Here is a 13,080-nt window from a genome sequence, read left to right as displayed (position 1 = left end):
TCCCTGTGACGACTAGCGGAACCTCAGGGCGGTCGGGCCCTGCACCTTCGAGCCGCGACGCTGCTTCGCCGGCATGGCGGCGAGCTTCTCGCGCAGCTCGACGGCGTAGGCGGCGAGCGCCTCGACCAGGTCGGGCACCGAGGCGTGCTGGGGCTGCACGTCGACCCGCAGGCCGAACTCCGTCGCGGTCTCCGCCGTCTTGGGCCCGATGACCGCAACAACGGTACGCGCGTGCGGTTTCCCGGCGATGCCGACGAGGTTCCGCACGGTGGAGGACGAGGTGAACAGCACCGCGTCGAACCCGCCCGACTTGATCGCGTCCCGGATCTCGGCGGGCGGCGGGGCGGCCCGGACCGTCCGGTACGCGGTGACGTCGTCGACCTCCCAGCCGCGCTCGGTGAGCCCGGCGGCGAGGGTCTCGGTGGCGATGTCGGCGCGCGGCAGCAGCACCCGACCCACCGGGTCGAGGATCTCGTCGTGCGGCGAGAACTCGGCCAGCAGCCCCTCGGAGGACTGCTCCCCCGTCGGGATCAGCTCCGGCTGGATGCCGAACGCGCGGACCGCCTCGGCGGTGGCCTCGCCGATACAGGCGATCTTGACGCCGCCGAAGTGCCGGGCGTCCAGGCCGTGCTCGGCGAACTTCTCCCAGACCGCCCGGACGGCGTTGACCGAGGTGAAGATCACCCAGGCGTACCGGCCGTCGACCAGCCCCTTGACCGCCCGCTCCATCTGGGCGGGGGTGCGCGGCGGCTCGACCGCGATGGTCGGCACCTCGCAGGGGATCGCCCCGTACGCCCGCAGCCGCGCGCTCATCACGCCGGCCTGCTCCTTGGTGCGGGGGACGAGCACCTTCCAGCCGTACAGCGGGCGGTTCTCCCACCAGCTCAGCTTGTCCCGCTCGCCGACGCCCTCGCCGACGGTGAGCACCACCCGGCCGGTGAAGCCGAGCGCCGCCGCGACGAAGGAGTCCACGGTCGACGTGGTCGTGTACTGGGTCTCGCCCGTGCCGTCGCCGGTCACCCCGACGCCGGTGGTGCCGTCGACGCCCGCGGCGAGCAGGCCGTCGCGGATCGCGGCCAGGTCGCCGGCGTCCACGGCGAGCGCGAGGGAGCCCCGGCCGACGGCGGCGGCCAGCGCGTCGAAGTCCAGCGCGGTGACGTCCTCCACGTCGGCGGCGGTGCGGACGCCGGGCAGCGGCACACCCGCGTACGTGGCGACGCCCTCGGCCTGGCCGACGCCCGGCACCACCTCGAAGTGCGCCGCGGTGCGCGCGACCGCCTGCACCTCCTTGACCACCGAGTCGTGGCCGAACGGGTCGCCCGAGACCAGGTGGACCGCGTTCAGGCCGGAGCGGGCGGCCGAGATCAGCACCTTCGCCACGTCCCCCGGCACGCCCTCCGCCGGGGTGAACTGGGCGTCCTCCTTGGCCTGGGCACGGACGGCGTCGAGCAGCGACTCGGGGACTCCCCGGTCGTACACCACCTGGTCGGCGTCGACCAGGGCGTCGTGCGCCCGGCGGGTCAGCAGGCCCGGGTCGCCGGGACCGGCCCCGACGAACGCGATGCGGCCTACGGGCTTACGGGTGCGGGTCATTCTGTGCTCCCAAATTGCTGGGTCCCCGGACGGGCGTGTCCGTCTTGGCCGAGGATCGAGTCGGCGCCGAGTTCGAGGAGTTCGGCGGCGAGTGCCTTGCCGATCTCCGCCGCCTCGGCGGGCGTTCCGGTGCGGGACAGCCGGAGGTCTCGGGAACCGTCCGGGCTGATCACCGCGCCGCGCAGGTAGATCTCCTCGCCGGCGTCACCTTCGGCGAGTTCCGCGTAGGCGGCCACGGGTGCGCTGCACCCGGCCTCCAGGGTGGCCAGCAGCGCCCGCTCCGCGGCGACCGCCAACCGGGACGGTGCGTGGTCGAGCGCCGAGAGCAGCTCGACCATCTCCGGGTCGTCGACCCGGCACTCCACGGCCAGCGCGCCCTGGGCGGGCGCGGGCAGCATGAGCATCGGGTCGAGCGTCTCGGTGATCACGTCGGTTCGGCCGAGCCGGGCCAGCCCCGCCCGGGCCAGGACCACCGCGTCGAGGTCGGCGTCCGGGCCGAGCGCCCGCGCCAGGCGGGTGTCCACGTTGCCGCGGATCGGGGCGACCTCCAGGTGCAGCCCGAGCGCGTGGAGCTGGGCGATGCGGCGCAGCGCGCCCGTGCCCACCACCGCGCCGGGGGGCAGCTCGGCGAGGGTGCGCCCGTCCCGGGCGACCAGCGCGTCGCGCGGGTCCTGTCGGGTGGGCACCGCCGCGACGAGCAGCCCGGGGGCCGCCGCGGTGGGCAGGTCCTTGTAGGAGTGCACCGCGAAGTCGATGGTGCGGGCGGTCAGGGCGTCGCGCAGCGCGGAGACGAACACGCCGATGCCGAGCCGCTGCACCGGGGCGGTCGAGCGGTCCCCGGCGGTGAGCACCTCGACCAGCTCCACCTCCCGGCCGGTCGCCTCGGTGAGGGCCGCCGCGACGTGGCCGGACTGGGCCATCGCCAGCGCGCTGCCCCGGGTGCCGAGGCGCAGGGGGGCGGTCATCGCTCACCTCCGAAGTTGCTGTGGGTCTCGACCACGTCGGGAACGGTGTCGACCGGGGAGGTCTGGGGGACCTGGAGGTCGAACAGCTCGCGCAGCAGCGCGGCGTACTGGTCGCCGCCGGGCTCGGCGGCGAGCTGGCGGACCCGCACGGTGGGCTGGTGCAACAGCCGCTGCACGACCCGGTGCACCGTCCGGGCCACCTCGGCGCGTTGCTCCTCGCTGAGGTCGGGGCGGCGCTGGGCCAGCCGACGCAGCTCGGCGGCGACCACGTCCTCGGCCCGCCCGCGCAGCGCGGCCACGGTGGGGGCCACGTCGGACCCGCGCAGCCAGGTGAGGAACGACTCGACCTCGCCGGCCACGATCCGCTCGACGGCGGCGGCGTCGGCGGCGGCCGGGCCGTCGGCGAGGAGCGCGGCCATCCGGCCGATGTCGATCACCTCGACGCCGGGCAGGTCGGCCACGCCGTCCGCCACGTCGCGCGGGACGGCGAGGTCGAGCAGCACGAGCGGCCCTCGGGCGGGGTCGCGGTCGGCGAGCGCCCCGGCGACGACCTCGGGGGTGAGGACCGGTTCGGTGGCCGCGGTGGCGGCCACTACGATGTCCACTGTGGAGAGCACGTCGGTCAGCTCGGCCATCGGCGCGGCGCTGGCCCCGTACGACTCGGCCAGCCGGACGGCCCGGTCGGCCCCCCGGTTGGTCACGGTGAGCGGCCCCGCGCCGAGCCGGGAGAGCGTCGCCACGCCCAGCGCCCCCATCGCGCCCGCGCCGACCACCAGGGCCGGGCGGCCGGGGAGCCCCCCGTCGAACTGCGCGGCGGCCAGGTCGAGCGCGGCGCTGACGACGCTCTGGCCGGCCCGGTCGATGCCGGTCTCCGCGTGCGCCCGCTTCCCCACCCGCAGCGCCTGCTGCATCAGCTCGTGCATCAGCCGGCCGGCGGAGTCGGCCCCGCCGGCCCAGTGGTACGCGTCCCGCAACTGGCCGAGGATCTGCGCCTCGCCGACCACCATCGAGTCCAGCCCGGCGGCGACCCGGAAGACGTGGTCCACGGCGGCGGCGTCGTAGTGCACGTAGAGGTGGTTGGCCAGGCTGGCGGGCGTCGCCCCGGCCTGCTCGGCGAGGACGGCGCAGATGTCGCCGAGGCCGCCGTGGAAGCCGGACACGGCGGCGTAGACCTCCACCCGGTTGCAGGTGGAGACCAGCACCGCCTCGCTCACGTACGGCTGGGCGACCAGGCGGTCCAGGACGCGGGTGAGGTCGGCGGGGCCGACCGCCAGCCGCTCCAGGGTGGCGACGGGAGCGGTGCGGTAGGACGCGCCGACGACGAGCAGTTTCACGTGCCGATCGCCTCCTGCGGGTCGGGGTCGACGAGCCCGCCGGGCAGGGCCTTGAGGGCGGAGCCGCCGGCGGCGGGCAGCGCGGTCAGCGAGGCCTTGCGGTGCTCGTGGAAGGACAGGATCTGCAACTCGATGGCGAGGTCGACCTTGCGCACGTCGACCCCGTCCGGCACCGAGAGTACGCACGGGGCGAAGTTGAGGATGCTCGTCACGCCGACGGCGACCAACTGGTCGGCGACCGCCTGGGCGGCACCGGCCGGGGTGGCGATCACGCCGATCGCGATCGATTCCTCGGCGGCGATCCGGGGCAGCTCGTCGATGTGCCGCACGACCAGGCCGCTGATCTCCTCGCCGACGCGGGACGGGTCGGCGTCCAGCAGGGCCGCGATGCGGAAGCCCCGGCTGGCGAAGCCGTCGTAGCCGGCGAGGGCGTGACCGAGGTTACCCACCCCGACGAGGGCGACGGCCCGCCGCTGGGTGAGCCCGAGCACGAACTCGATCTGCTCGACCAGCAGGGCCACGTCGTAGCCGACGCCCCGGGTGCCGTACGAGCCGAGGTGGGACAGGTCCTTGCGGAGCTTGGCGGAGTTGACCCCGACGGCCGTGGCCAGGCCCTCGCTGGAGACGGTCTCGTGACCGGTCTCGACGAGCTGGTGCAGGGCACGGAGGTATTCCGGCAGCCGCGCGACGGTCGCCTCGGGCAGGTCCGGAAGCGCCGGTACGGCACCGGCGCGGCCGGGCGCGCCAGGGTGACGGTGCTGACTCATGAGACTCCGTGCGGTGCGATCCGCGGCCAGCTCCAGGGGCCAGCCGTACCGGGAATCCCGCTGGCGACCGAGATTGCCGGCTGTGCTAGCAGGACGCGTCGGAACTACAGAGTAGGCGCTTGTGAAGACACGCACAAATCGCGATCTTGAAGACGCGCGACCAGCCCTCACCTGCCCCTCCGTTCCGCAAGATCGATCCGGCAGCCCCCGCGACGCCGCCCGACGATTATTGCTCAATACCGACTTCCCTCACCAATCGCGCGAGCCGCCCCGCCCCGGGCCGGGGCCCCCGGGGCGCAGTCGATCTACGTTCGGTGAGGTGGAGGTGAGGCTGGCCCTACCGTGGACAGGGCGGCCGGCGGGATGGGGCCCGGCCCGTCGCGGGCCTAGCCTCGAAGCCATGACCGCCACCCCCCTGGCCGAGCCGACCGCCACCTCGCCCAGCGTCCCCCGCCAGCTCCTCCGCGACTCCGGATACCTGCTGCTCGGTTTTCCCCTCGCGCTGGCCAGCTTCGTGGTCCTCCTGGTGGGGCTGGCGCTCGGCGTGGGGCTGGTGGTGACGGTGATCGGCCTGCCGGTCCTCGCCGGCGCCCTGTACGCCGCCCGCGGCTTCGCCGACATCGAGCGGCTCCGGCTGCCCGCCGTGCTCCGGCAGGGCCGCATCCGCCCCGACTACCGCCGGCCGGAGCCGGAGGCGGGCATCTGGCGGCGGATCTTCATGCCGATGCGGGACGCGCAGTCCTGGCTCGACCTGGCCCACGGAATCCTCAAGCTGATCGTGGCCATCATCACCTTCGTGGTGACGGTCACCTGGTGGGCCGGCGCGCTCCTCGGCAGCCTCTACTGGGTTTACGGCTGGGCGCTGCCCAACCCGCCGGAGAACAAGGACCTCAACGAACTGATCGGCCTGGGCGACTCGACCGGCGTCAGGGTCGGGCTTTACACCGCCATCGGGTTGTTCTTCCTGCTCACCCTGCCGATCGTGGTCCGGGGCTGCGCGCTGCTCCAGGCCGGCTTCGCCCGTGCCCTGCTCACCGGGGTCGCCGAGATGCGCAACCGGATCGTCGTGCTGGAGGACCAGAAGCGGGCTGCCGTCTCCGCCGAGGCCACCGCGCTGCGCCGGCTGGAACGGGACATCCACGACGGCCCGCAGCAGCGCCTCGTCCGGCTGGCCCTGGACCTGAGCCGGGCTCGCCAGCAGCTCGCCAACGACCCCGACGCCGTCGGCCGGACCCTCGACGAGGCGGTCACCCAGACCCGGGACACCCTCGCCGAGCTGCGCGCCCTCTCCCGGGGCATCGCTCCGCCGATCCTGGTCGACCGGGGGCTGCCCAGCGCCCTGGCCGCACTCGCCGGGCGCGGCCTGGTCCCCATCGAGCTGCGGATCGACCCCCGGCTGGAGGCCCCGGGCGGTCGGCTCGAGCCGACCGTGGAGAGCACCGCCTACTTCGTGGTCGCCGAGGCCCTGACCAACGTCGCCAAGCACAGCGGGGCGACGACGTGCGAGGTCGCGGTCACCCGGACCGACGACCGGCTGGTGGTCGAGGTGAGCGACGACGGGCACGGCGGGGCGCACCTGGCCAAGGGCCACGGGCTGGTCGGGATCGCCGACCGGGTGCGCGCGGCGGGCGGCCGGCTCGACGTGGTCAGCCCGGTGGGCGGCCCGACCGGGATCCGCGCGGACCTACCGCTGTGAGCGTCGCCTGCCCGGCACGTGGTAGACATCCGCACCATGCGGGTAGTGATCGCGGACGACGCCGTACTGCTCCGGGAGGGGCTGGTCCGGCTGCTGACCGAGCAGGGACACGACGTGGTGGCGGCCGTCGGGGACGGTGACGCGTTGGTCGGGGCGGTGGTGGCGCACCGCCCCGACGTCTCCATCGTCGACGTGCGGATGCCCCCCTCGCACACCGACGAGGGGCTGCGCGCGGCGGTCGAGGCCCGCCGGCTGGTCCCCCGTACCCCGGTCCTGGTGCTCTCCCAGTACGTCGAGGTGTCGTACGCCGACGACCTGCTGGCCACCACCGGCGGTGCCGGCGGGGGCGGCGTGGGCTACCTGCTCAAGGATCGGGTGGCCGACATCGACGAGTTCCTGGACGCGCTGGCCAGGGTGGCCGCCGGCGGCACCGTGCTCGACCCGGAGGTGGTCGGCCAGCTCCTGGTCCGGCGGCGGCGCGACGACCCGCTGCGCGAGCTGACCCCCCGCGAGCGCGAGGTGCTGGCCCTGATGGCCGAGGGGCACTCGAACACGGCCATCGCCCGCACCCTGGTCGTCACCGACGGGGCGGTGGAGAAGCACGTCCGCAACATCTTCACCAAGCTCGGCCTGCCGCCGGACACCGCCCAGCACCGCCGCGTCCTGGCGGTCCTCACCTACCTGCGCACCTGACTCAGGGCAGGGCGGCGGCCAGGGCGACGGCCTCACCGAGGGTGTCGGCGACCGGGTGGCCCGAGGCGCGCAGCCGGACCGCGTCGGTGAAGCCGCCCGTGTAGAGCACGGCCCGGCCGCCGACCGAGAGGGCGGCGTCGGCGTCGTCGATCGAGTCACCGATCAGCACCACCTCCCGGCCGTCGACCCCCAACCCGGCCAGGTGCCGCACCAGCGACTCGGCCTTGCGGCCCCCGCCGACCTCGGCGCGCAGCCCGTCCACCCGGGCGAACCGGCCGGTCAGCCCGTAGGTGCGCACGGTCGGCACCAGCTCGTCGTGGAACCACATGGACAGCAGCGACTGGGTGCCGGGCCAGGCGGTCATCGCCGCGGTCGCGTCGTCGGCGAGCGCGCAGGTGGTCAGGCCGCCCCGGTACGCGTCGTGGAAGATCCGGTCCAGCTCGCCGAACGCCTCGTCGTCCACCGCCCGGCCGAGCACCTCTGCGTAGTAGTCGGCGATCGGGCGGCGGAACCGCACCCGGTGCTCGTCGGCGCTGACGGACGGCCCGCCCACGCTGGCGAAGGCGGCGTTGGTCGCCGCCACCACCAGGCTGAGGTCGTTGAGCAGGGTGCCGTTCCAGTCCCACACCAGGTGGCTTCGCGCAGGGGTCATGCCAGCACCATAAGCGCCCGTCCCCGCCGCGCGGGAGCGGCACTTTCCGGCCGAACCGGAACCAACCACCCCGACCCGCCGGAGTGACCCCGCCCGGAGCCGCCGGAACGAACCGCCCCGACCCGCCGGGGCGGCCCCGCCCGGAGCCGCCGGGGCGGCCCGCTCAGAGCTGCGGGGTGGTCAGGTCCCGCAGCAGCCGCTCCTCCTCCACCCGCCAGTAGCCGTGCTCCTTGCCGTCGAGCAGCACCACCGGCAGCCGGTCGCCGTACTCTCGCTCCAGCTCGACGTCCCCGGTCACGTCCTTCTCCCGCCAGCGGTCCCCGGTCACCGCCACCACCCGGTCGAGCGCCGCCTTGGCGTCCTCGCAGAGGTGACAGCCGGGGCGGGTGATCAGCGTGAGCCGGGCGTCACTGGACATCGGGAACCTCCGTGCGGGTGTCGGCCGGCTACGCCTGCGGCGGCTCCGGCCTGAGCTGGGTCTTGCGCGCCTCGCCGATCGCCGGGCACGGCAACGCGGGTGCGCGACCGAGGCGTCCAGTTCGGACCAGTCCAGGGTAGTGTCTCGCCGGCGTGACGCGGGGCGCCCGACCCGGATGCCGGTCGCGCCGCCCGACGCGGGTGCCGGCGGGGCGCGCCGGACGGCTGCCGCACCGCGCCCGGCCACCGCCCCCGGCAGGCCGTTGCCAGGGCGCTGAGCTGGGATTACCCGCCAATCAGCCGGCCGCGGGAAAGTCAACCACCCGCGACGGACAACCGGTCCGCCGCCGGTGCGGGGGCCGAGTAAATACTTCCGCTCTGTGTAACGGACTTGCCACGCGTGGGTGACGTTGGCCCTATCATCACTCGGGTCGACTCACCCCATTTGCCGTGAGTTGACACCCCTCAGCCCGAGGAGGCCCCTGTGCCCGTAAGCGCATTGGACCAGCACCTCAAGGGGACCTGCCGCCCGTCGGCACGTCCCGGACGAGCCCTGACCGGCCGTCGTGGCCGCGCCCCCGGCGCGGCCCGTCGGCGACCCGCGTCGGACGGGACGGGGGAGGCACGGTGATCAGCTTCGGTTTCGCGGAACGTCCACGAGGGCTGGCCGCGGCGGCGCGGGCCGCCCTGAACGAGCGACTGGGCAGCGGCCGCGACCCGGTCGACGACCTGTGGAGCACCACCGTGCGCGGCGACGGCTCCTCCAGACGGTTACGCAACCGGTCACAGCACAACGAGGCCCTGCCGCGCCCTCCCCTCCCCGGCGGCAACGGCGGGCGGGTCGCGTCGCCGGCCCGGCCGACCATGCCCGCGCAGGGCAGGCGCGGCGGCGACACCCCGCCGGCCAGCGAGCAGTCGGCCGCCGTCTCGCCGGTCGGCGACCCGTCAGCCGGCGAGACGGCGGTCCTGCCGGCGGTGCCGGCCGATTCGCCGCCGCCCGACCCTCCCACCGGCTTCCCGAGCCGGCCGGACCCGTCCGACCCGGCCACCGAGGTCTGGGCCCTGGTCGAGCGCGCCCAGGCCGGCGAGGCCGAGGCGTTCGGGCTGATCTACGACAGGTACGTCGACACCGTCTTCCGCTTCGTCTACTTCCGCGTCGGCAACCGGCAGCTCGCGGAGGACCTCACCTCCGACACGTTCCTGCGCGCCCTCAAGCGGATCGGCAGCTTCACCTGGCAGGGTCGGGACCTCGGGGCGTGGCTGGTCACCATCGCCCGGAACCTGGTCGCCGATCACTTCAAGTCCGGCCGGTACCGGCTGGAGGTCACCACCGGCGACGTGCTGGACGCCGACCGGGAGGACCGGGGGCCGGAGGGCAGCCCCGAGGCGGCAGTCGTCGAGCACATCACCAACGTCGCCCTGCTCACCGCCGTCAAGCAGCTCAACCCGGAGCAGCAGGAGTGCATCGTGCTGCGGTTCCTCCAGAGCTTCTCGGTGGCGGAGACCGCCCGTGCGATGGGCAAGAACGAGGGTGCGATCAAGGCTCTCCAGTACCGCGCGGTCCGCGCCCTGGCCCGCCTGCTGCCGGACGGCTTCCAGCCCTGACCCGCAGCCGCCCCGCCGGGCGCTCCAGTTCCACCACCGACGCCCCGGCGGGCGCCCGCCCGTCCCCGCACGCCGATCCCCCCGGCCCTCCCCGCACGCCGATGTTCCTCGCCCGACCGCCGTCCCGCGCACCGCTGCTCTCCGCCCGACCGCCGTCCCGGGTGCCGGTGCCGCATCCACCGCCGGCACCGAGCGCGGACGGCGTGCTCCACATCGGATCGACGAACACCGCGGCCTGCGGGCCGTCGATCGTCGGGATTCTGCTCCCGCCGGCCCCGTAACCCGTGCCCGGCGCGGAGCGTTTCTCCGGATGCGACCGACGGTTTCCCCGGCACCCACGGTCCGGACTGGGCAGCCCGCGAGGGCCCTCCGTCCGTCGGTGCCCCGCTGCCACCGGTCGCTGGTGACGACAGCGGCCGACCGGCCGCGACCAGCGAGAGGAGGTGCCTGCGGTGAAAAGCTACCTCTTCTCCCGCCGGCGCGCCGAGCGCTTCGCGCAGCTTCTCGACGAAGCCAACGGCGGCCGGCGCCACCACGTCCGGTCACGGGCCGACGACCACCTCGCCGCGCTCGTCGCGGTCGGCCGGCAGCTCAGCACCGATCCCCCACCCGCCGAGGTCGACCCCGACTTCCGCACGGGCCTACGGGCGATGCTCGTCGCCACCGCCGAGCGGGAGGGCATCGGAGCGCCGGCCGCCGCGTCGACCGAAGCCGTGCCCGCCGGCCACCGCGGCTCGTTGCTGCCGGCGGTGACGGCCCGCCGGGCCCGCGCCCGGGGCGCGATCCTGGTCGGGGTGGCCGCCGGCGCCATCGCCGTCTCCGGCATCTCCGCCGCCAGTGAGAACGCGGTGCCGGGCGACGCCCTCTACGGGATGAAGCGCTCCACCGAGCGGGCACAGCTCGCCCTCGCCAGCTCGGACCTCAGCCGGGGTCAGCTCTTCCTCGACTTCGCCCGCACCCGGCTCGACGAGGCTGCCGCGCTGCGCGGCGACCAGCTCGGCTTCGAGGCCGTGCTCGGCGACATGGACTCCAACACCCGCCAGGGCGTACGGCTGCTGACCACGACGGCCGCGCAGCGCGCCGACACGACCGGCCTGACCACCGTCGACGCCTTCGTCACCGGGCAGCGCCGGGGCGTGACCGGCCTGCTCGACGGGGCCAGCCGGCCGGAGCGGGACCGGGTCCGCCGGTCGCTCGCCCTGCTCGACGCCGTCGGCACACGCGCGGACGCGCTGCGCGCCGCCATCGGCTGCAAGCTGCCCGCCCCGACCGCCAGCGACGCGCTCGGTCCCGTCCCGGCAGCCTGCCCCGGCGACCGCTGAGCCTGCCTCCCCGCACCCCTCCGGCGACCCGGCCGAATCGGGCCCGCTGCCAGGAAGGGGCCCTTGTACAACGGAAAGCGTCGACAGGGTGCCCTTCCTTACCAATGGGCAGGGCGAGGGCCAGGGGCGGCTACTCTCGCGGGAGGCGAGTGAGGGAGGCGCGGTGGGCACCCACAAGGTCACGGTCAGCACGGATCGGCAGGGCCACACCGCCGGCTGGGCGGAGACCGAGGCCGCGCCCGTCACCCCGGTGGCCCCCGACCCCGGTGCCGCTGCCTTCTTCGATGTGGACAACACGATGATGCAGGGCGCCTCGATCTACTGGTTCGCCCGTGGGCTCGCCGCCCGCAACCACTTCACCACCGGCGACCTGGCCCGGTTCGCCTGGCAGCAGCTCCGCTTCCGGGTGCTCGCGACCGAGCACGCCGGGGACGTGTCGCAGGCCAAGGAGGCGGCTCTCGCCTTCATCGAGGGCTGGCGCGTGGACGACGTGGAACGGCTCGCCGAGGAGATCTTCGACGAACTGATGGCCCCCCGGATCTGGGTCGGCACCCACCGACTGGCGCAGCGTCACCTGGACGCCGGCGAGCGGGTCTGGCTGGTCAGCGCCGCGCCGATCGAGATCGGCCGGGTCATCGCGTCCCGGCTCGGGCTGACCGGGGCCATCGGCACGGTGGCGGAGGTGGTCGACGGGGCGTACACGGGACGGCTGGTCGGCGACCTGATGCACGGGCCGGCGAAGGCCGAGGCGGTGACCCAGCTCGCCGCCGTGGAGGGGCTGGACCTGTCCCGCTGCGCCGCCTACAGCGACTCCTCCAACGACCTGCCGATGCTCTCCAGCGTGGGCCGCGCGGTGGCGGTGAACCCGGACGGCGGGCTGCTGCGCCAGGCCCGGCAGCGGGGCTGGGAGGTGCGGGACTTCCGCACCGGCCGGCGGGCCGTCAGGATCGCCGTACCGTCGACGGCGGCGGCGGGGGTGCTCGCGGGCGCGGTCAGCGCCGGGCTGGCCCTGCACCGACGCCGCCGGACCGGCTGACCCACCGACCGCCCGCGCCGCGCGGCCCGCCGGCCGGATCGGGGCCGAACGGGGTTGGGCGGGTCCGGGGCCGGACCGACGGTGCGGGCCGGGCGGGTCAGGGGCCGAACGGGTCGGGGCGGCGTTCCAGCAGGCGGTGGAGGGTCTGCTGGATGGTCTCCCGCACCTGGTCGGCGAGGTTGAACACGACCAGCGGGTCGTCGGCCGAGTCGGTCAGGTGCGCGGTCGGGATCGGCGGGCAGAACTCGATCAGCCACTTGCTCGGCAGCGGCACCATCCCGAGCGGCCCGAGCCACGGGAACGTGGGGGTGACCGGGAAGTACGGCAGCTTGAGCAGCCGGGCGAGGGGCTTGATGTCGGCGAGCATCGGGTAGATCTCCTCGCCGCCCACGATCGCCACCGGCACGATCGGGGTGCCGGTGCGCAGCGCCGCCGAGACGAACCCGCCCCGGCCGAAGCGTTGCAGCTTGTAGCGCTCGGAGTAGAGCTTCCCGACGCCCTTGAACCCCTCGGGGAAGACGCCCACCACCTCGCCGGAGCGGAGCAGCCGCTCGGCGTCCGGGTTGCAGGCGACCGTGCCGCCGGTCTTGCGGGCGATGCCGGAGACCACCGGCATCCGGAACACCAGGTCCGCGCCGAGCAGCCGCAGGTAGCGGTGGGCCGGGTGCCGGTCGTGCAGGACGGCGGAGAGGACCAGCGCGTCCAGCGCCACCGTGCCCGAGTGGTTGCCGACGATCAGGCCGGCCCCGTCCGCCGGCACGTGCTCCAGGCCGCCGACCTCGGTGCGGAACCAGTCCCGGTAGAGCAGCCGCAGCAGCGGGTGGACGACGGCGTCGGTCAGCTCCGGGTCGAAGCCGAACTCGTCGACCTCGTAGTCCCCGGAGAGCCGACGGCGCAGGAACGCCAGCCCGGAGGCGACCCGCCGGTCCCACACGTCACCGGCCCGCTCGGGCACCGCCGCGTCCCGCGGCGCCGGCTCCTGACCGGGAGCAGCAGACCC

General features: G+C 74.8%; 12 protein-coding genes. 5 read left to right on the top strand and 7 right to left on the bottom strand.

The features are described 5' to 3' along the window. Positions 1–12: 12 nt before the first annotated feature. From LPU43_RS12075 to LPU43_RS12060, 4 genes are read right to left on the bottom strand one after another with little or no spacing between them, the layout of a single operon-like run. Entirely contained in the window at positions 13–1,593 is a 1,581-nt protein-coding gene (locus LPU43_RS12075; protein ID WP_229400416.1) for a bifunctional uroporphyrinogen-III C-methyltransferase/uroporphyrinogen-III synthase, read from the bottom strand. After that, positions 1,590–2,558: a hydroxymethylbilane synthase gene (gene hemC / locus LPU43_RS12070; RefSeq protein ID WP_229400415.1), complete on the bottom strand. Its 969-nt coding sequence runs from the start codon at positions 2,556–2,558 to the stop codon at positions 1,590–1,592. The genes LPU43_RS12075 and hemC overlap by 4 nt, the downstream gene beginning before the upstream one ends. Continuing rightward, positions 2,555–3,892 (bottom strand): glutamyl-tRNA reductase, encoded by a 1,338-nt coding sequence (locus LPU43_RS12065; protein WP_229400414.1) that lies wholly within the window; start codon positions 3,890–3,892, stop codon positions 2,555–2,557. Before LPU43_RS12065 ends, hemC begins: the two co-directional genes overlap by 4 nt. Beyond that, positions 3,889–4,659, bottom strand: coding sequence for a redox-sensing transcriptional repressor Rex (locus LPU43_RS12060; protein WP_229400413.1), 771 nt, complete (start codon positions 4,657–4,659; stop codon positions 3,889–3,891). Before LPU43_RS12060 ends, LPU43_RS12065 begins: the two co-directional genes overlap by 4 nt. Positions 4,660–5,059: 400 nt before the next feature. On the opposite strand from LPU43_RS12060, the gene LPU43_RS12055 reads away from it, so the two are divergent. Further along, positions 5,060–6,355, top strand: coding sequence for a sensor histidine kinase (locus LPU43_RS12055; protein WP_229400412.1), 1,296 nt, complete (start codon positions 5,060–5,062; stop codon positions 6,353–6,355). Between the two features lie 36 nt (positions 6,356–6,391). Next, positions 6,392–7,048 (top strand): response regulator, encoded by a 657-nt coding sequence (locus LPU43_RS12050; protein ID WP_229400411.1) that lies wholly within the window; start codon positions 6,392–6,394, stop codon positions 7,046–7,048. A gap of 1 nt (position 7,049) precedes the next feature. On the opposite strand, the gene LPU43_RS12045 is transcribed toward LPU43_RS12050, so the two are convergent. Next, a complete protein-coding gene (locus LPU43_RS12045) occupies positions 7,050–7,700 on the bottom strand; it encodes an HAD family hydrolase (RefSeq protein ID WP_229400410.1) in 651 nt (216 codons plus the stop codon). Between the two features lie 163 nt (positions 7,701–7,863). Beyond that, positions 7,864–8,118, bottom strand: a complete 255-nt coding sequence (locus LPU43_RS12040; protein ID WP_229400409.1) for a glutaredoxin family protein — start codon at positions 8,116–8,118, stop codon at positions 7,864–7,866. A 626-nt stretch (positions 8,119–8,744) separates the two neighbouring features. Between LPU43_RS12040 and LPU43_RS12035 the strand changes: the two genes are divergently transcribed. From LPU43_RS12035 to LPU43_RS12025, 3 genes are all read left to right on the top strand, one after another. Next, positions 8,745–9,722, top strand: a complete 978-nt coding sequence (locus LPU43_RS12035; RefSeq protein ID WP_229400408.1) for an ECF subfamily RNA polymerase sigma factor, BldN family — start codon at positions 8,745–8,747, stop codon at positions 9,720–9,722. Between the two features lie 452 nt (positions 9,723–10,174). Continuing rightward, on the top strand, positions 10,175–11,044 hold the full coding sequence (locus LPU43_RS12030; protein WP_229400407.1) for a DUF5667 domain-containing protein: 870 nt from the start codon (positions 10,175–10,177) through the stop codon (positions 11,042–11,044). A gap of 163 nt (positions 11,045–11,207) precedes the next feature. Further along, the gene (locus LPU43_RS12025) at positions 11,208–12,080 is read left to right on the top strand and encodes an HAD family hydrolase (protein ID WP_229400406.1); all 873 of its coding nucleotides are present in this window, start codon (positions 11,208–11,210) and stop codon (positions 12,078–12,080) included. A 97-nt stretch (positions 12,081–12,177) separates the two neighbouring features. Here LPU43_RS12025 and LPU43_RS12020 read toward each other — a convergent pair whose 3' ends face one another. Continuing rightward, positions 12,178–13,035: a lysophospholipid acyltransferase family protein gene (locus LPU43_RS12020; RefSeq protein WP_229400753.1), complete on the bottom strand. Its 858-nt coding sequence runs from the start codon at positions 13,033–13,035 to the stop codon at positions 12,178–12,180. Positions 13,036–13,080: the final 45 nt, after the last annotated feature.

This window comes from Micromonospora okii (assembly GCF_020884795.1).
GTDB lineage: Bacteria > Actinomycetota > Actinomycetes > Mycobacteriales > Micromonosporaceae > Micromonospora > Micromonospora okii.
This window is presented reverse-complemented; position numbering and strand designations above follow the sequence as displayed.